Annotated in this window: 19 protein-coding genes; 9 read left to right on the top strand and 10 right to left on the bottom strand. The window is 29.7% G+C overall.

Translation table 4 applies throughout. From position 1 onward, the window contains the following. Nucleotides 1-15 precede the first annotated feature (15 nt). The 8 genes from ruvA (at nucleotide 16) to argS (ending at nucleotide 9,014) form a co-directional block, all read left to right on the top strand. A complete protein-coding gene (gene ruvA / locus KQ878_RS02065; RefSeq protein WP_216567838.1) occupies nucleotides 16-627 on the top strand; it encodes a Holliday junction branch migration protein RuvA in 612 nt (203 codons plus the stop codon). Next, nucleotides 599-1,555 carry a Holliday junction branch migration DNA helicase RuvB gene (gene ruvB, locus KQ878_RS02060; protein ID WP_216505560.1) on the top strand — a complete coding sequence of 319 codons (957 nt, stop codon included), beginning with the start codon at nucleotides 599-601 and terminating at the stop codon, nucleotides 1,553-1,555. The genes ruvA and ruvB overlap by 29 nt, the downstream gene beginning before the upstream one ends. 137 nt (nucleotides 1,556-1,692) lie before the next feature. Beyond that, entirely contained in the window at nucleotides 1,693-4,320 is a 2,628-nt protein-coding gene (gene secDF, locus KQ878_RS04380) for a protein translocase subunit SecDF (RefSeq protein WP_216505559.1), read from the top strand. 40 nt (nucleotides 4,321-4,360) lie between these two features. Continuing rightward, the gene (gene truB, locus KQ878_RS02050; RefSeq protein ID WP_216567837.1) at nucleotides 4,361-5,215 is read left to right on the top strand and encodes a tRNA pseudouridine(55) synthase TruB; all 855 of its coding nucleotides are present in this window, start codon (nucleotides 4,361-4,363) and stop codon (nucleotides 5,213-5,215) included. 2 nt (nucleotides 5,216-5,217) lie between these two features. Then, entirely contained in the window at nucleotides 5,218-6,060 is an 843-nt protein-coding gene (locus KQ878_RS02045) for a YcsE-related riboflavin metabolism phosphatase (protein ID WP_216505557.1), read from the top strand. 14 nt (nucleotides 6,061-6,074) lie between these two features. Continuing rightward, nucleotides 6,075-6,941, top strand: coding sequence for an FAD synthase (locus tag KQ878_RS02040; protein ID WP_216505556.1), 867 nt, complete (start codon nucleotides 6,075-6,077; stop codon nucleotides 6,939-6,941). A gap of 111 nt (nucleotides 6,942-7,052) precedes the next feature. Then, a complete protein-coding gene (gene rpsO / locus KQ878_RS02035; RefSeq protein ID WP_171110956.1) occupies nucleotides 7,053-7,319 on the top strand; it encodes a 30S ribosomal protein S15 in 267 nt (88 codons plus the stop codon). 69 nt (nucleotides 7,320-7,388) lie between these two features. Further along, nucleotides 7,389-9,014 (top strand): arginine--tRNA ligase, encoded by a 1,626-nt coding sequence (gene argS / locus KQ878_RS02030; RefSeq protein WP_216567836.1) that lies wholly within the window; start codon nucleotides 7,389-7,391, stop codon nucleotides 9,012-9,014. Between the two features lie 32 nt (nucleotides 9,015-9,046). On the opposite strand, the gene KQ878_RS02025 is transcribed toward argS, so the two are convergent. Then, nucleotides 9,047-9,307: a hypothetical protein gene (locus KQ878_RS02025; protein WP_216567835.1), complete on the bottom strand. Its 261-nt coding sequence runs from the start codon at nucleotides 9,305-9,307 to the stop codon at nucleotides 9,047-9,049. Nucleotides 9,308-10,535: 1,228 nt separating this feature from the next. On the opposite strand from KQ878_RS02025, the gene KQ878_RS02020 reads away from it, so the two are divergent. Beyond that, nucleotides 10,536-11,900, top strand: coding sequence for an FAD-dependent oxidoreductase (locus KQ878_RS02020; RefSeq protein ID WP_216505553.1), 1,365 nt, complete (start codon nucleotides 10,536-10,538; stop codon nucleotides 11,898-11,900). Between the two features lie 36 nt (nucleotides 11,901-11,936). Here KQ878_RS02020 and KQ878_RS02015 read toward each other — a convergent pair whose 3' ends face one another. From KQ878_RS02015 to alaS, 9 genes are all read right to left on the bottom strand, one after another. Further along, nucleotides 11,937-12,803: a type II restriction endonuclease gene (locus tag KQ878_RS02015; RefSeq protein ID WP_216567834.1), complete on the bottom strand. Its 867-nt coding sequence runs from the start codon at nucleotides 12,801-12,803 to the stop codon at nucleotides 11,937-11,939. A gap of 82 nt (nucleotides 12,804-12,885) precedes the next feature. Then, nucleotides 12,886-13,710, bottom strand: a complete 825-nt coding sequence (locus tag KQ878_RS02010; protein WP_216567833.1) for a DNA adenine methylase — start codon at nucleotides 13,708-13,710, stop codon at nucleotides 12,886-12,888. 220 nt (nucleotides 13,711-13,930) lie between these two features. Next, entirely contained in the window at nucleotides 13,931-14,467 is a 537-nt protein-coding gene (hpt, locus tag KQ878_RS02005; protein WP_216567832.1) for a hypoxanthine phosphoribosyltransferase, read from the bottom strand. Between the two features lie 17 nt (nucleotides 14,468-14,484). Further along, nucleotides 14,485-15,156: a deoxynucleoside kinase gene (locus KQ878_RS02000; RefSeq protein ID WP_216567831.1), complete on the bottom strand. Its 672-nt coding sequence runs from the start codon at nucleotides 15,154-15,156 to the stop codon at nucleotides 14,485-14,487. Continuing rightward, entirely contained in the window at nucleotides 15,156-15,827 is a 672-nt protein-coding gene (locus tag KQ878_RS01995; protein ID WP_216567830.1) for a deoxynucleoside kinase, read from the bottom strand. The genes KQ878_RS02000 and KQ878_RS01995 overlap by 1 nt, the downstream gene beginning before the upstream one ends. Before the next feature lie 48 nt (nucleotides 15,828-15,875). Then, a complete protein-coding gene (gene greA / locus KQ878_RS01990) occupies nucleotides 15,876-16,364 on the bottom strand; it encodes a transcription elongation factor GreA (RefSeq protein WP_216505547.1) in 489 nt (162 codons plus the stop codon). 58 nt (nucleotides 16,365-16,422) lie between these two features. After that, the gene (locus KQ878_RS01985) at nucleotides 16,423-17,127 is read right to left on the bottom strand and encodes a BC85_0335 family putative methyltransferase (protein ID WP_216505546.1); all 705 of its coding nucleotides are present in this window, start codon (nucleotides 17,125-17,127) and stop codon (nucleotides 16,423-16,425) included. Next, nucleotides 17,127-17,555 carry a Holliday junction resolvase RuvX gene (gene ruvX / locus KQ878_RS01980; protein ID WP_216505545.1) on the bottom strand — a complete coding sequence of 143 codons (429 nt, stop codon included), beginning with the start codon at nucleotides 17,553-17,555 and terminating at the stop codon, nucleotides 17,127-17,129. Before ruvX ends, KQ878_RS01985 begins: the two co-directional genes overlap by 1 nt. Next, entirely contained in the window at nucleotides 17,548-20,166 is a 2,619-nt protein-coding gene (gene alaS / locus KQ878_RS01975) for an alanine--tRNA ligase (protein ID WP_216505544.1), read from the bottom strand. Before alaS ends, ruvX begins: the two co-directional genes overlap by 8 nt. Nucleotides 20,167-20,173: the final 7 nt, after the last annotated feature.

The raw sequence follows: 20,173 nt of genomic DNA, 5'->3' as shown, positions 1-20,173 counted from the left end.
TAAATAAGGAGAAAAATGATTTTATATAGAATTGGGGAAGTAATCTATAAAAATAACTCAAATATTATTTTTGAATCTGGGGGAGTTGGTTACAGTTTAATATTGCCTCAACACGAAAGAATTGAACCAAAACAAAAAATTAAATTATATTTGTTTGAAATTAAAAATGATTACTATAATGCAACATACGCTTTTAAAGAATTTAAAGAAAGGTTATTATTTATTGACTTAATTTCACTCAGTGGAGTAGGGCCCCGAGTAGCTTTTAATATGTTGAATGTTGGGTGAGAAAAGATCGCAAGTATGCTTTCGCTCGGTGATCTTGATGGATTAGTAAAAACACCTTACCTAAATCCTAAGGTTGCTAGATTAGCCGTTGCAGAATTAAGTGATAAGTGATCTAAAATGATTAATAATAAAAAAGCTCGAGAAATTTCTAAAACTTCTAACGTGCTAGATGAAGCAAAAACAACACTAAAAACCCTCGGGTTTCAGCAAAAACAAATTGATCAAGCGCTTAATAATGTGCCTTTATCTAATGATGTTGAAGTTATTATTCAACAAGCAATGTATGAATTAACAGGAAAACAACTTGAAAATGAAACCTCAACATTTACGACCCAGTAATTTTGTCGAATTCATAGGACAAACAAAATTAATTACTACCTTGAAAACTATGATTCAAGGTTCAAAACACAGAAATGAGCCTCTGGACCATATTCTTTTTTATGGTCCTCCAGGAACTGGTAAAACTACCTTGGCAACGATTATAGGTAATGAATTAAATTCGAAAGTTCATTATCTTCAAGGCTCATTATTGGAAAAAAAATCAGATATATTAAGTATTTTTGCCCATGTTAATTCTGGAGATATAGTTTTTATTGATGAAATTCACAGTATCAATAAAAACGTTGAAGAATTATTGTATTCTGCTATGGAAGATTTTAAAATAGACATCATTATTGGACCAGAAGGCGATTCAAAAGTAATGCGAATGAACCTAAAACCATTCACTTTGATTGGAGCGACGACGAAAATTAATTTACTAAGTCAGCCACTAAAAGATAGATTTGGATTTAAGGGCAGTCTCAATCCTTATAAAGACGAAGATATTTTACGAATACTACTGAATATCAGCAATAATTTTGACATTCAAAGCGATGAAAAATTATTATTGGTTATAGCTCAACATTCAAAAGCAACGCCAAGAGTTGCACTGAATTTATTAAAAAGAATTTATGATTTTGCAATAAAAAATAAGGAGAAAATTTTAACAGCCAAAACTGTACGACAAACTTTCAAATATTTAGAATTATTTGAATTTGGTTTGGGGAGAGAACATTTGGAATACCTGAGAGTTTTAAATGACGTATTTCCAGATTCATCAGCTTCGCTTGATTCGTTGGTTGGAATACTTAATTTTCAAAAAGAAAATATACTTTACGAAATTGAACCTTTATTACTGTATTTCAAATTAATTGAAAAAAGTCCCAGGGGTAGAAAATTAACACGAAAGGGTACACAATACGTTTTAAAAAATTATAGACAAGAATAATAGAGTGTTAGTTACTCTATTTTTCTTCTTTATTTATCGTGAAAGTTAAAAATCATTATCAATATAGGTAATCATAAATCTATAAAAAGACTTAAATATTAATATATAAATTAATACTTATTATATAATATAAAATTATGAAAAAAATAGTTGAATTCTTTAAAGGTATATTTAAATCCTCTGCGTGAAAGAAATTTTTTACCCTATCAGGTTGAAAAAGGTGATTTCTTTCGTTTTTCATTGTTACCGCTGCTGTTACAACAGTAGTAACCGGGTCAGTTTTATATACATCTAAAAATGTAAATAAATCAATCGAATATGGAGGCGGTCAAGAATTTTTGGTTCAAATTGAAAATAACGATTCAAACACGCCTGCAAAATCAATTGCAAAATCTTTGCAAAATAGAATTGGAGGTGGAGTTGAATTTGGGGCTACCGTAACAGAAGAGGGAAGGGACAAAATCAAATTATCAAAAAATGGTGATTTGAGTGCTAATGATCGCAAGACGTTAGAAAATGTAATTACAACTAAATCAACTATGATTTTTACTGATATTGATGGTCAACCTTTATTCAGAAATAATGTTTTTGTGGAACCAAACGTAAATAATAAAATCGATTGAAATAAAGAATTTGATAATGATGATTTATTAAAAACTTTTGTGCCCCCTATTAAATCTGCAAAATCAACCTTTACAGGACAAAATAATTATTTCGGCGTTGAAGTACAACTAGCTTCTAAAGCTGCTGAAATAGAATGGACTAAAGCCACCGAGTATTTAGCTAAAAAAGGTCAAGGTAAAAACTACCTATTAACATGATTAAACATTGGCGACCTAATAAGAAAAGCAAAAAAAGATTATTCAGCTGAATGAGATAAAGCTATGAGCAATCCTTACAATTTTGTTTATGTTGGGGAAAATCCTGAAGGTAGCATACTCAAATTAAATTCAATCAATGCTGAAAGCTATCTAATAAATAAAATCGGAGTTAATAGATCGCTTAACGGAGATAGTTTTGTAATCCCTTCTAATGCATCGGGACAACCACTACAACAATCATCAGCCCAAAAATTAGCTGAAGAAATAAACTTCGGTACAGCTAAATACGAATTAAAAGTAATTTCAAGCAACTATATTAATTTAAACAACGGTTCTGACCATAATATTTTTAACTCGGGTTATGAAATATCTTTAATTGCAATTGGTGTATGTTTCACTCTAATTGCAATTATGCTAATGATTAATTATGGACTTTTAGGAGCTTTAAGTACTATTTCAATGGCATTGTATATTTTTATCACAATGACTCTATTTTCGGTACTTCGTGGAGAATACTCTCCTATAGCGCTTGGTTCTATAATTGTCGGAATGGGAATATGTTTTGACATGAGTGTCATAACTTATTCGAGATTAAAACAGGAAGTTTATAAAGGTGAAAAAATGAGGAAAGCTGTAGGCACCACTCGACGAGCAACTCTTCAACCTATTTCCGATTCATTGATATTAACTTTATTAATTTCATTTATGGCGTTTTATTTTGGTTCTCAAACCGTAAGAACCTTTGGAATTTCATTGGTGTTTTCAATAATTGGAGTATTAATTGCGACATTATTAATCACCAGACTAGCTGCTTTATTATTGGTAAATTCAAAAGTGTTTATTAATAAACCTCAACTTTTAGGCATTAGACCTAATAAGATGTCAATTAAAAAAGAAAATAAGTTAGCTAATTTCGATTACTTAAAAAATGCCAAGTGATTTATTATTGCCGCTTTCGCTTTTATCCTTATTTCGATGGTTGTGTATGCAACTTTTGCGGGAATAAACAAAGATGTTGCCGCGGGATTTTCTAGATCATTTGATTTCCATGGTGGTACTAACATCACTATTCAAGCTGCCCCTGATTCTTCAATTAATAAAGCAATCGCCGACCAAATTTCATCTCATTTACAAACGAATGCTACTCAGTTTGGTATCGAAAATATTAATGATGTATTGAAAATTAATTCACTAAATTCTGACAATGCATCATTTAAATTGGTTATTCAAACAACTCAGTTTTTTGATAATATTCAATTAAAAAACATCTCAGATAGTTTACATAAAACTTTTACTGGTATTGATGTAATGAGTTACGGCGTCAACGCAAATCAGTCTCTATCATTAATAGCGACAACTTCATATGCATTACTTGCGGCTTGAATTATAATTTCAGTTTACGTTTTAATTAGATATAAATGAACATATGCAATTGCTATTTCGGTTTCGATTATATTTGAGATTCTGCTGACTCTATCTTTTGTTGCATTAGCACGAATTCAATTAAATGTATTGACAATTACAGCTTTTATTGCGATTATAGTCATTAGTGTTAAAGACAAATTGCTATTAGCTGCTAAAGCAAAAGAATTACACGAGTTAAATTATCACACCGATTTTATTGAAAAAGAGGATGTTGAAAACATTGCTAAGGTAGCAATAAACGCAAATATGAAACGTAGTATGTATAGCACGTTTACGATAATGACTATATGTATTATTATGTTAATTTTCTTTAATTCAATTAATCCATCATTTACCTTGATTTTATTGTTTGGTTCTGTCACATCAATATATGCTTCGATATTTATTTCAATGAAAATATGAAGCAAATTGGAAATCAAACGTCAAACAGGAATCAAAAAACGCTACAAAAATAAATATTGAGTTTTACCTGGGCATGATGAACAAATTTTCCCCGGTATTAATGATTTTATAGCATAGTAATATCGCCGGAGGCGATATTTCTTTTAAGGAGTCAAATATGTTTTATTTAATTTATAAGCCTAAAGGTATTTCATCGTTTAGTTGCATAAGAGATTTTGCCCGTCAACACAAGATAAAAAAAATAGGACATACCGGTACATTAGACCCGCTAGCTAGTGGTTTATTGTTAGTTGCTACAGATGAAGAAACAAAACTAATTTCATATGTAGCCAACAAAAACAAAACATATATAACCACAATTCAATTCGGGAAAGCTACTTCAACCTATGATTCAGAAGGCGATATTACTGATACTTCAACAGTAAAAATTAAATCGAATCAAGTTCATGATTTATTAAATTGATTAAGTAATCAAACGACGCAAATCCCACCAATCTTTAGTGCTAAAAAAGTAGATGGTGTCAGAAGCTATGATTTGGCCCGCAAAAACAAAGCATTTCAATTAAAGTCTCAAAAAATATCAGTAAATAACGTCAAACTGATTGATTTTGATGAGAAAAAACAACAATTGACAGTTGAATTATCAGTCAGCAACGGCACATATATTCGTTCACTTGCAAATGATCTAGGTCTAGCGTTTGGCACGGTGTCTTTTATGCTAGAACTGGAACGAATTGAAATTTCAGGATTACATAAAAATCTACTTTCGAAAAACAATTATATTGCTATAATAAATGTCCTACCCCTTGTGGAGTTGGGAAATATTATAGTAAATAATACCCAATTAGAACTTCTGTCAAAAGGACAAATAATAGATATCAATGCAGATGACGGAACTTATTTACTCACTTCTCAAAACACACAAGATATGGTTTTAGGGATTATAGTAATCAACCAAAATAAAGCTAAAGTGAAAAAATTATTTGGCAACCGGTTGTTTAAAAAGGAGTAAATATGACAAAATCAGCACTTAGAGAAAATATTAAATTAGCAGCATTTGACATTGACGGTACTTTATTGCCGTATGAACAGCCAGAATTTAGTGACACTGTTTCCTTAATGTTTACTAAATTAAAAGAAAGCAACATTTATTCTACGTTGGCCACAGCGAGAGAATTTGTTACTATTGGAAGCTTAATGGATAAAACTGAAGATTTAGACTTTTTTATTGGTGCTAATGGTATGTTTGTTTATCACCTTAAGTCTAATAAAATAATTTACGAAAAAACAATAGCTTTTGAAGATTTAAAAACTTTATATGAAGAATTATCTTCAATTCCTGAATACAAAGGTTTAACAGTTACAGATTTAGACTATTGTTACCACACTCCAGGAATGAATTTAGACACATGATTTTTAAGACCTCATAACAAAAAAATGAAACCAATGAACTGAGACATCATGGATAAAAATCACCTTCATATCATTACTATTCAAACTGAAAATCAAGAGGGAACTGATGCGGTTATTGAAGCAATTAATGAAATTATCGAAAAACACGATATGCCGCTTGAAATTAATTCATCATGACATAAAGGTGTGTTTGTGTGTCCAAAAGGCGTTACTAAATCTCATACCATTCAGTGATTAGCTAATTATCTGGATCTAAATAACCACAATAATGTTATAGCTTTTGGTGATAGCTCAAACGATTATGAAATGCTAAAAGATGCAGCTTATGGTGTAGCAATGGAAGATGCCGATGAATATCTAAAACTTGTTGCGAGAGATGTTGCTAAAAGTGTTAATGTTGATGGCGCATATTGAAAATTAAAAGAATTAAATTTAATAAAATAACATATAATAAAATCATGTCATTACATGTATATAATTTAAATAATTTACCTACTTTGAATAAGCCAATCTTTATGATTGGCTCTTTTGAATCATTTCACGCTGGGCACAATATGCTTTTTGAAAAAGCAAAAGAATTGAGTAAGGGGATAAGAGATATTGTAATCGTTTATTTCGTCGATGTTGAAAACTTACCTAAAAATAATACAGGTGTTTTTACTGACCATTTATTTAGACTGCAAGCTTTTGCCGGAATTGGCTTCAATATCGCACTTCAATTAAAATACAGTGAAATTCGTCAATTATCACCCGAAGAATTTATTGACAAAATTGTAAAAAACCAAACTGATTACGACATTGTAACTGGTGCTGATTTTAGATTTGGACTTAATGCTAGCGGTAATATTAAAACTCTAGATCGTCTATTGAATAATAACTTTCATGCGGTTGAATTAATGAAGTTGAATGGCGAGCATAAAATTTCTACATCTTTTATAAAAGAATGTGTTTTATCCGGAGATTTAGACTTAGTTAATTTTCTTAATCTTTTTAAATTTGGATTCAATTCGAAGATTACTAAAATTAATAATGAGTTATTGCTAGACTTTGATTCTAAACTTATTAAAATGAGACCTGGTGTTTATTGCGCGAATATCGAAGTGGATAATATGTATTATTATTGTTTATTGTTGGTCAAGAATAATGGTTCAAGAACCATCGAGATGATTGATTTTGATTGAAAATCATTATCTACATTTAATTGTAAAATAACTGTCAATATGCTACTGAGACCTTTTTTACCTAATTCTCTTGAAGAATCAATTGCCGAAGATTTTGAGCACAGTAAAGAATATTTTATATTCCAATCGCAAAATTATAAATAATTTCAAAATTTAAATATTGTGGTAAGATATTACAGTAAAAATTAAATAAATTTTGTTCTAGGTAAAATCATGGAATTTTCACTTGGACAAAACATAATAAAGGAGATTATTATGATTACAAAAAACCAAAAGGCAGAATTAGTTGCTAAATACGGAAAAAATGCTAAAGATACTGGTAGTTCATTTGTGCAAATTGCTATCTTGACAGCTGAAATTGAAGATTTAAAACAACACTTTGCAAACAACCCTAAAGATAACCATTCACGTCGTGGTTTCTTGGCTAAAATTTCAAAACGTCGTGTTTTATTAGCAAAACTTAAAAAAGACGACTTCGATTTATACAGCAAAGCATTAACAGAACTAAACTTAAGAAAATAGTTCAAAAAAACACTCGCTTCTGCGAGTTTTTTATTAAAATTTATAAATATAGAAAGTATAATGAAAACTATGACTAAAACACAAATTAAAGATTTATTATTAACAGAATTGAGCAAAGTTGCAAAAGAATTAAAAATTAGCCGTGAAGTAGTTCTAATTGAACCTAAAGACCATGGCGATTTGACAACTAATATGGCGATGGGTAACAAAGGAATTAAACCTTTAGATTTAGCGCAAAAAATAGTTGAAAAAATAAATGACCACAAAAACGAACTGGGTATATCAAATATTGAAATAGCAGGTCCAGGATTTATTAATTTTTTCATTAAAAAATCTAGTTTTGTTGATGGGGTAAATCAAATTCTCGAACTTGGTCAGGATTATGGAAGAGGAAATAGAGACGGCAATATCAATATTGAGTGAGTTTCTGCAAACCCAACTGGTTTTATGCATGTTGGACATGCGAGAAATGCTGCAATAGGTTCTACTATTGCCAATATTTGTGAATTCAGCGGTCTAAATGTAACTAGAGAATATTATATTAATGATGCTGGTAATCAAATTAATTTATTAGCACAAAGTGTTTTCGCACGTTACCAACAAATATTTAATCCTGATTTTCAGATGCCTGAAGATGCATATTTTGGGGAAGATATTATATGAGCCGCAAATGAATTCAAGAACCAGTTTGGTAATAAATATAAGAACACTAAATTGGAAAATGAAGTTTTAGATATTTTTAAACAAGAGAGTGTTACGTTATTTTTAAGTCAAATTAGACATGATTTAGCTAGATTTAATGTATATTTTGACAAATACTTCAGTGAAAAATCACTTTATACAAATAATAGTCAATTAATTAAACACACATTAAATAAATTGAAAAACACCTATACCAAGGATGGCGCCTTGTGGTTAAAAACAACCTTAGATGGTGATGATAAAGATAGAGTATTAATTAAAAGTGATGGGTCATACACTTACTTTTTACCAGATATTGCTTACCATAATATTAAATTTAATTCTAACGGAAAAGATCCTGTCATATTAAATGTTTGGGGAGCTGATCACTCAGGTTATGTCAAAAGAATGGAATCAGCTATGAAAAATTTAGGTCACGATTCAGACAAATTGATTGTTTTATGTATGCAACTCGTCCGTTTAATCAAAAATGGTGAAGAATTTAAGATGTCAAAACGTAAAGGAACCAGTTTTTGATTGCGTGAATTTATAGATTTGGTTGGCAGTGACTCAGCAAGATTTATCTTGTTAGATCGTACAACAAATACCAAACTTGATTTCGATATTGACTTGGCGACAACCAAAACAAATGATAACCCTTCATTTTTAGTACAATATTCAAATGCTCGAGCATTTGCGTTGCTTGAAAAAGCTAATGCCAGTGAGCTAAATTTAGTTGCTCAAGGATATGATGAGGAAGCAGACATTAAATTGATTTCAACATTGTTAGAATTTCCCGAAATTATCGAAAAATCTGCTGATAAATTAGTTACGAACCTGCTAACTCAGTATGCAATCAAATTAGCAAAAGAATTTAACTCATGATATTCAAATACCGAAAAAATAATTGATAAAAAAGACCAAACAAGTGCTCTAGCACTAGTGAAGTCAGTTAACATTGTATTGGAAAATTCAATGAAATTATTGGGAATTTCAATTCCACACAAAATATAATAATTTTCAAAATAAAAATCAACATCTTGTTGCTAGAGATGTTGATTTTTATTCAATTTAAAAACAACCTTATTTATCTTATCATACATAAATCTAAGTGTGGCAGTAAAAAATCATAGCATGATAGCACCAATTGAAATTCCCATTCAAATCCAAAATGGATTTAGAAATCAAGGGTTGGAATTTCATTTTAATAATTGGTTCATTATTTCTATTCCAAATAATGGTGATTCATATGGAGATGAAACAAACATATTTCAGGTATGTCTAATTAAGTTTTTTTGTTCAAGCATATGTTGAAATATATTTAAGTAGGTAGCTAATATTATTCACCCCATTCATATACCACAACTAATTAAAATATTTATGACATTTAATTTTACTGCTTTGCGCAAAATTAATCAAAAACCAATAATTCCCATTAACGAATGGTACACTATACTGTGTCAAAAGGTAAAAATGTTGTTTGTCACAATTGAATCGATACCGATTATCATTGACCACCCAAAAAGAGAATAAAACGGTGCAATAAATTTGATAATAAAATTGTGAAATTCCTTTGTTCAAATAACAGTGTAAATAACACCTAAGAATAGTAAGATTGAACATATGTAAAATGGAAAATAATTTAGATGGGAGTATCATTTTAAAGACCCATTTTCAACATATGCTTGTTTGCAAACTCATTTTAAAATTTCTGTAATAATAAAAAGCCAAGACACTGTTGTAATTACTATTCTTTGGTTTTTGAGATTTGCATCAATAAATAAAGCAAAGGCTATTGCAATAGTAAAACCAGTAATTATGATTATTATGTGAGTTAGGGACCACTGAGTTATTGTTCTTTCAAAATTTGCATTTAAAAGATAAATTATTATGTAATTCACATTAATATTATAGTTTAATGTGGATTAGTAGTAATATAACTTTTTGAATTTTTGTTGCTCGAGTTTTGTTGCTTAGATAAACATCAAAAGAGGGAATAAAATAACGAAATATCCAGAAGTGTAATTTGCATCTCTTTTAAAAAATAACTAGGCCTTGAGTTTATCAAAAGCTTATACTTAAAAAATATATAGACTTATAAAGTTTCTCTTAAATTCGGTCGGTATTTCAAAATTTGCTTGAACACAGTCGTATAGATTAATATGAGGATAAGTGCATTGATAACTTTGGATGAATGACGTAATTTAATAAAAAATATTGATATATAAAAAAAGATAATATATGATCTTAGACAAGATTGTAATGCACCTTTTTACTAATCATTATTAAAAAAATATTATTTTTATATATAGATGAAATGTTAATTTTTTTATTTTTAAAAATCAAAATTAATTTAAGTAAATTCTAATGAGAATAAAGCACTTCATCAATAATGGAATGATACGGTTTTCATATTTTTCCACAGTTATAAATAAGAATATATTTTCTATACCATTTTTTTGCTTTTTTATGTTTTCAATTTCTAACGTTTTATATAATTTAAGTATAAATATTTATATTTATGAAAGGAAAATTATGAAAATTATTATTGTTGGAGCTAACCATGCCGGAACATCTTTTATTAGAACATTAAAAACAGTTAATAAAGATGCAGAAATTACTGCTTATGACAGAAACACAAACACATCATTTTTAGGATGTGGGATTGCAGTATGAGTGGCAGGCGAATTTAATGAACCTGGTGGTTTATTCTATTCATCGCCTGAAATTTTGAAAAACGACTATGGGGTTAATTTAAAGACTAACCATGAAGTTATCGGAATTGATAAGGCAAATAAAACTGTTACCGTTGTTAATTTAGCTGATGGAAAGACATTTACAGATAAATACGACAAATTAGTATTTGCTGGTGGTACTTGACCTGTCGAACCAAAAATTAAAGGTATTGATTACAATAACATTGTTTTATCAAAACTTTATCAACACGCACAAAAGCTTATTGAATATGCAAATGATTCAAAAGTTAAGGATGTAATTATTGTTGGGGCTGGCTACATCGGTGTTGAACTAGTTGAAGCATTCCATATTAAAGGAAAAAAAGTTACATTAATTGACATTAATTCAAGAGTCGCATGTAATTACTTCGGTCAAGAATTTACATCGGTAATGGAACAAAATATGGCTAAAGATGGCGTTAAACTAGCTTTAGGCGAAAAGGTAGTAGAATTTAAGTCTAAAAATGGTAAAGACGTTTCATCTGTAGTTACTGATAAAGGCGAATATAAAGCAGATCTAGTAGTAATGTGCATTGGTTTCAAACCTAGAACAGAAGTGTTAGATGTTGAAAAGATTGCTAATGGAGCGATTGTTGTTGATGAATTCCAAAGATCAGTTTCAGATGAAAACATTTATGCATTAGGTGATTCATGTGCCCTAAAACACGTTGTAACAGGGGACAATAGACACGTTGCCTTGGCTACAAACGCTGTTAAATCAGGTATAGTTGCAGCTTTACACATGGCGGGTGTTAATGTTCCATTCCCGGGTGTTGCTGGTACTAACGCTATTAATGTATTTGGTTGCCACTATGCCGGAACCGGTTTCACTGAAGAAATGGCTAAAGCTAACGGCTTTGAAAACGCTGCTTCAGTTCACTGATCAGACATGGACAAACCTGAATTTATGCACGATGCTGAAAAAGTTGCATGTACTATTGTTTATGACAAAGAAACAATGAAATTATTAGGTGTTCAATTAGGTTCATGAGGAAACACAGTACACGCAGAAACTGTTTATATGTTTGCGCTAGCAATTCAAAAAGGTTTAACATTACCTGAAATTGCTTTAACAGACGTGTTCTTCTTACCACACTTTAACAAACCATTTAACTTTTTCTTAATGCCTATGCTACAAGCATTAGGATTAAACTACAAAAAATAAAAATAAATAAAATAAAATTCAGGCAGTGTCTGAATTTTATTTTTTTAACAATTGTTTATTTTTAAAATAAGCAATAAGCAGCTTTTGTTTGATATCTTCAATATTGAAGACTGAATCTGTAGGTTCATAAGTTTCTTTTAAAGCATTTTTTGCGGTTTTTCAACCAACTCCATCAGTAATTCAAACGAATTTGAATTTTTCTTCATTTGCGGTTTCAATAGCTATATTTTTATAACTCCTTGCTGTTTCATTTAATTTTGAGCCACCTGAGCTGTAAAAATTACATTCTATGCCATAGTAAATTCCGTTGTCGAAAACAATAAAATCAAATTTTTTCTTATTTTGTATATTTTTGTTATTAATTTCTACACCAAGATTTGACAAAGTTGTTTGTTTAAATAAATTATCATTAATAGCATAACCAAAATTTATTAATGAGTTTTCAACAAGCTCTTCCATTAATTTTCCAACTCGATTTTTTCGAGCGTTACTATCCAAACCCACTTCAAGACCAAAAACATAATCTTTAATATTTGTGATTTCTTTACGTTCTAAAATTTTAAAAAAACCTGTTTTATTCATCAAATCAACATAATTTTGAAGATTTTCACTTTCAAATTTATTAAAATATATTTTTCTTCCATTTGCCACTTCTATGCATTCATTATGTTTTATTCTTTTTGCTAATAATATTGGTAAAAATTCAACTAATTTTGGATTGTTTAGAATTATTTTCCTAAAATCTTCCTCTATGTTTTTAGAGCTTATTAAGGAATTCATTATACTTAATTCATTATTTATCTTATTTGCATTGCTGCGAACTTTAGGAAAATCAACAAAATAGTCATATGTGAACAATACAGATTTAAATGTTTTTAGTCAATCTTCAAATTTAAGTTTCATTTTGCTCCTTATCGATTGTTTGTTTCTAAAATTATTAAGTGTATTTAAATATATAAGCGTGAAAAAACTTTTTTATCATAAATTAATAGTTAGTTATTAAAACTTCTTCTACATCTTTGCGAGTATTAACGTTGGAACCTATTAATCTTTTCACGTAAATGGTTTCTATATTGTAATCCTTGAATAATTCCTTAATAAAATCTGAACCATGGTTACTAATCATGACTTTTACATCTTTTTTTGTCAAGGAATCAACAATGTTCTTCAGTCTAATTTGGTCATCAATATAAAAGTTGTCTTTAGTATATGAAGTAAAAGATTTACGTTCATTTAAATCTGCATATGGTGGGTCTAAATAGACGAAATCACCAGTTTGAGCTAGTTTCAGCACTTTTTCGAAATCGCTGTTATAAATATATTTATTTTTTCCGTTTAGCAATCTATATATTGAATCGAAATTTCCGTTGTCAAAAAGCTTAACAATATTTTTTTTGCCTGAAGGCACATTAAAAAAACCTTTTTTATTTACACGATATAAACCATTAAAACAAGATTTATTAAGGTAGATGAGTCTGGCTGCTCTTTCTGGTCGTGTGAGTAATGAAAAATTAGAATCTCTATCAAGATTTCTTATTTCGTAGAAATATTCATCATTATGGTTTTGCGCGTGATTTTCTAAAATTTTAATAAGTCCATTGTAATTTCTTTTATTTGTGAAGCATTTGTATGTATCAATTAATTCACTATTAATGTCATTTATAATAAAGTCTTTCGGTTGAATATGAAAAAAAAGAGCTCCACCTCCGACGAATGGTTCTATATATTTATTATATTTAGTTGGCATTTTGGACTTTATTTTAGGTATTAATTTAGCCTTGCCCCCAGCTCATTTAACAAATGGTTTCATATTCACCTCTTTTTAATAATTACATTATATAAAAAAACAAAATATTTCTATTTATACATATAGTAAGTTGAATTTTTTTATTAAATAAATTTGACGAAATTACTAATAATAAACTGATGCAAGTAAATTTTGTTATTATAACTAACAATGTTTTCTGGCTATATATTTGTTCGATTTAAAAATAAAAACAGCATCATAAAGATGATACTGTTGCTTGAAATTATTTTTTATTTGGGTCAAAAACACCAACAAAAGGAGCTCCTCTGAATTTCTCTTCGAAATCAAGTCCATATCCTACCAAAAACTCATCCGGAACAACAAATGCTGCCTTATCTGGTTTTAAATCAACCTTACGATTATGGGGTTTGTCTAATAAAGTGATTATACGGTAGCTCTTCGGGCGTCTATTTTTTAACATTGAACTTATTTTTTGCAGTGTAATACCAGAATCTATAATGTCTTCAACGATTAAAACATCTCTACCTTCAATGTCAGTTTCTAAATCCATTATGATTTTAACATTACCGGTTGAAGCGCTTCCACCTTCATAACTAGACGCAATCATAAAAGCAACTTCATTCTCTACAGTCACATCTTTAATTAATTGTGCTAAAAAAGGTACCGCACCCTTTAATAAACCGACTAGAATTAAATTAGTTGAATCTTTATAAGTTTCATTAACTCAATCGGCTATTTCTTTGATTTTAGATTCAATTTCGTCTCTAGTTAGCAGTATTTTAGTAAATCTTTGATCCATTTCTCCTCGCTATCTTATTAGTAATTATAACGTTTAGATTTACTAAAATCGAATTTTTCAATAATTTCAATTGCTTCACCTAATATTTGTATATCATTTTTTCCATTAGAATCTATTACAGCGAAAGGAATATCAAACGACTTCATTAAGTTTATAAATAAATCTTTGTATAAGGCGTGTAATTCCTTGAAATATTCTTCATTCTGTTCATAGTTATCAATTTCTGATTTACGGCCTCTTTTTGTTATTCTTTCTTTAAAAGTGTCAAAATTGATATCGATATAAATCGCCAAATCGGGATTTTCATTTGGATCGATTAAGTTTCTAAACATTGCATCAAAACCTTTTAAATATTTAGGTTTTTTTGTCTTTAGAGTCATAACAGCAAAAATATAATGTTCTAAATTAAACCTATCTAAAAATATATGATCAGTTTTTCAGTTTAATTTATTTTCACTGAATTTATTGACACATTTTTGAAATGAATCTGACAAACTTTCAATAATGAAAGATTGAAAACCTATATCGATATTTTGTTTTTGTTCATAAAATCATCTAAGAAATGTATTGAAAACGGGGTCATTTTCTTCGAATTCCTCTAGCAATATTGAATTTTTGTAGTAATTATTTAACCCTTTTGCTAAAGTGCTTTTACCACTACCTATCATTCCGCTAATACCTATAACCATTATTTATTAAAACGTTCCTTCTTACTGAAATCAAATTCTTCTATGATTTTGATAGTTGCTTCAAAAACTTCTTGTTCAGTCATGTTATTTGTGTCTAGAATTATGTAATCCATATTAAATTTTTTAGCTTGACGTTCAAAGGTTTGACGATATACGCTATGTAATTCTCTAAAATATGCTTCATTTGCTGCGTAATTATCCGTTTCAACATTTCTACCACGCGAGAATAAGCGTTTTTTAAATGTCTCAAAGGTCATATCTAAATAAATAGCCAAATCTGGTGTTTCATCTTTGGTGATTAAATGGGTAAATAATGAGTCATAACCCTTCATGTACTTTGGTCCTTTCGATGAAAGGTTAACACTAGCAAAAATATAGTGTTCAATACTGAAACGATCTAAAAATATATGATCTTTGTTGTGTTTTTTGTCTAATTTATTGAATTCATCGAATAAATCAGCCAATTTTGATGTATGGTTTTCAACAACATAAGATTGGAAACCTATTGTTAGGTTTGGTGTTTTATTGTACAATCATTCTAAAAATTGATTGAACACTTCATCATCCTCTTCAAATTCTTTTAATAACATTGATGATTTGTAGTGAGTCATCAATTTTTTTGTTAGGACACTTTTACCGCTCCCAATCATTCCGCTTATTCCTATTAGCATATTTTCTCCCTATTTTTTCTAAAATTCAATGAAAAAAAGTAACCTAAATTACTTATATTCCACATCTATTATTTTTATATTGTATTTATTTATTGCATCAACTTCAACTATTTGACCAACTTTACCATCAGCTAACGCCAATGCTAGTGCTGATTCATTTGAAATTTTTCCATTTAAAGGGTCACTATCGTGAATACCCATAATTGTTACTGTTTTTATTTCTTTGGTGTCTAATTTTTCGTATGTAACAGTTGCACCGACCCCAATTTTTGAAGAACTTCTGCTTTCGTCATTAGTAATAACAACAGCTCTTTCAATAATTGCTTCCAATTCGCGTATTCTTGCCTCAACAATACCCTGCATTTCTCTGGCAGCATCGTATTCAGCATTTTCTGAAAGGTCGCCTTGTGCACGAGCTTCCTTAAGAGCTGCTTGCACTTCTGGTCTTTTAATGTTTACAAGTTCGTGATATTCGGATTTATATTTATCAAGCGTTTCCTGAGCTAAATAAATTTGTTCCTCTTTTTTATTTGTCATATTTGCTCCTTCAAATTAGTTATTTTATTTTATCAAGTTGTTTAACTATTTGTTCAATTTAATTATTTTTTTTAACTATATAGATGAATTTCGAATTCACGGTCGTTATTTCAAAAGGTATTAAAGATTGTTTTAAATTCTTTAAAAGGCTTTTGAAGCTTTTATCTTTTTTATTGTCAAGTCTAATAATTATCATCCCATTTTTATCTAACATATTGAAATAATTATTGAATATGTCAAATGACTCTATTGAATTATTATTCGATAAAACTAAATTCAGTGATAGGCTACGCAGTTCAGCTTCTGTTTTGATTTCACATTTCCGGTTAAAATAGTGTGGAAAATTTAAGACAGCTTTGTTTCACAAATTAATATTAATGTTATTTTGAATTTCAAATATATTCGCCTTTGTTTTCAACATTAATACAGCTAATTCGTATTCTGTGTTTTTGTTTACTATAAGTACATTTTTGTAGTCATTTAAAAAAATGGTGTTGATTCAGCTTTCTAAATCTCAATCATGCACACGTGAACCGAAAAAATCCTTTAAATCGTATGGCAAGGTTCCAAGATCGTCGCCACGTTTTTGCAAAATTTCTAATTTACGTTGTTTTTCTTGCTCATTAGATTGTTGGGCTTGAATTTTTTTAACTTTTCATCTTGATCAAAATCATGTTCCTATACCAGCGATAGCAACAATAATCATTGAGGCAAATAGTAATCAAGTTGCTCAATCGGGCAACATTATTTTCTTTCCTGACATTACAACCTCTTTCCACCGTAATCTAAAAATTCTTGCAAAATAATTACTGCTGATAATGTATCTTTGATTTCTTTTCGTTTTTTAATACTTATTTTTGCAGATTTCAATGTTTGTTCAGCTTTAATTGTTGTTCCGTATTCATTTACTAAAAAGATATTTTGGTTAAAAATGGATTTCAGAGATAGTGCAAATTCCTCAACCATGATTGTTCGCTCGCTTTTGGCGCCATTACTTCTTATTGGATAACCGACAATTATAGAATCGGTATCTTCGTATTTTGAGAGAAATTCCTTTATTTTTTCAATGACAATATTGAAATTATTTTCGTCAAACCTAATTGTCTCTAAACTGGTGGCAATAATTGCTGAAGAGTCAGTAATGGCAAAACCGCACGTTTTAGTACCTAGGTCTAAAGCGATTTTACGCATTAAATTCCTCTAAAATTATGCCTTTTAGATTATTTGAATTATTAATTTTACCCATTGCTAAAATTGCTGATCCACCACCGCGTCCGTTAAGTTTATTTGCTACATTTTTAAATATTTTATTTGAATCCTTTGTTTTTGAAGCGATAGCTAAAAGTGTCTGTTCAGGTCCAATAGAGGCAAGAATTATGTGGTTTTGCGGATATTTTTCACGTAATGTTGATGCAATTATTTTAATTTGGCTAGAATCCATATTTTCATTGAAATAAATATCAGAACCGTGAACTTTTTCGAATTCAATTGAGCCAAAATCGAATTCGATATTAGACTTCGATTTTGAAATTTGTTTATAGTCTTCTCTTGCCTGTTCAATACATGTCTTTAGTTGTTTTAGATTATCCTCAAGATTGTTTGAGTTTGGTATTAAAAATTCATATGTTTGGTCAAGGTTTTTTATTTTAGCTATAATATTGTTTAATTCTTCAGTTGTTGCTGATATTTGTTCATTTAATCACTCATTAACCAATTTATTAGATGTTACTACTCTAAAACGATAAACTCCGGCTTGTTTTTTGTCACAATTTGTAATCTTAAAGTTTTCTAATATGGAAGAATGTGACAAGTGTGTTCCACCACATAAGTCGCTTGTAACGTCGCCTCATTTAACAATTCTGACGCACTTAGGATCCATGTATTGATCCTCTTCAATAGTCATAACTGCATGTAAATTTTTAGCTTGTTCAATTGTTGAAATAATATATTCTCTTTTAATATCTCTGTTAATGATTACTTTCATTTGATTTTCAATTTCTGAGATTTGTTCATCGGTTGGTTTATTATCACCTGGAAAGTCGAATGTGAATCTTTGTTCAGTGATATCAGAACCTAATTGTTTAATTTGGGGGCCTAAGACTTTTCTCAATACTGAAAACATTAGGTGTGTTGCTGAGTGATTACGGGCACAGTTTAATCTAACATATTCATCTACGAAACAGTCCAATGGTTGAGTATTATTTATTTTTCCTTCAACAACGTGGATGTGGTTACCAAATTTATCTTTGAACACATCAATAATTTTAATTTTATTGCCGTCTTGTAACATGTATCCTTCATCGTGCTTTTGTCCGCCGCTAGTAGCATAAAATGGTGTTTTATCTAAAACAACGTATGAAACACCATCAGCTGCTGAAATGCGTTTTTCGGAATTTAATAATTCAACAATAGTAGATTTGTATTGAGTAAAATCATAACCCACAAATTCAGATATTTTTTGCTTGATTAGAGAAAGTGAATTTATAGCTTTTTCCATACCACTTAATTTACTTCCGCGACTTGCTTCAGCGTGTTTTTCTCTTGCCTCGGCAAAAGCATCCATATCAACAGCAATTCCCTTATTCGCAAGTATTTCTACGGTTAATTCAATTGGAAAACCGTATGTTTCTAATAAATTAAAAGCGATACCACCATCAAAAGTTTTTATACCTTTTTCTATGTAATTTTCCAACAATGACTTCCCATTTTCAATAGTTTTAGCAAAAATTTCTTCTTCATCTTTAATTGCTTTCATTACTGGATTTACATCATAAACAAAAGGCAGTGATTCTCGTACAACGGGTACTAATTTATTTAAAAATATTCCTTTAATGCCTAGTTGCATTCCTTTATAGATCGATCTTCTGATTAATCTTCTAATAATATAACCTCTACCAACATTTGAAACACTTTCTCCATCAGCTAATGCGTTTGCGACTGTTCTAATGTGGTCAGCAATTATTTTGAAACATGTATTAATTTCGCGTTGTTCTGGTTCTTTTGTGAAATAGTTGTTTATATCATAACGGTATTTTGTATATTTTTCTATTTCATGAATGATATTTAAAAATAAATCTGAATCATAGTTTGTTGGTGCATCTTGCATAATTGAAACAATACGCTCGAAACCGGCACCAGTATCGATATTTTTTTGTGCTAATTCGGTATATTTATTGTCTCCCTCATTATTAAATTGACTGAAAACAACATTTCAAATCTCTATATATCTGTCATTTTCAATGTCTTGTTGAAGTAATTCAATCCCTCTTTGGTCATATTTTGGTCCGCGGTCATAGAATATTTCGGTACAAGGCCCACAAGGTCCAGATCCAACATCTCAGAAGTTAGTATCTCTTGTTCCTTTGATTAGGTGTGACGGTTCAATACCAAGAGAAAGTCATGTATCTCTAGTTTCTAAATCTTCTTCAAAATATGTGAAATATAGATTGTCTAAAGATAATTTAAGTTCTTTAGTTAAAAATTCATAAGCAAATTCAATTGCTTCTTTCTTGAAATAATCTCCAATGCTGAAGTTACCCAGCATTTCAAAAAATGTGTGATGTCTAGATGTTACCCCAACATTCTCAATGTCGTTTGTTCTGATTGCTTTTTGAGAGTTTGTTAAACGTTTTTTTGGCGGTATTTTTTTACCGCTAAAATAATCCTTAAGAGTAGCTACTCCTGAGTTAATTCATAAAAGCGAAGGGTCATTAACAGGTATTAAACTTTTACTTTCAACAATTAAATGATCCTTTGATTCAAAGAATTTTAGTCATTTTTGTCTTATTTCTTTTGAGTTCATGATTTCT

It is taken from the genome of Mycoplasma zalophidermidis (assembly GCF_018913985.1).
In the GTDB taxonomy this organism is placed as follows: Bacteria; Bacillota_I; Bacilli_A; order Mycoplasmatales; family Metamycoplasmataceae; genus Mycoplasmopsis; species Mycoplasmopsis zalophidermidis.
The sequence above is the reverse complement of the archived record's forward strand: the minus strand, read 5'-3'. Positions and strand labels throughout refer to the sequence as shown.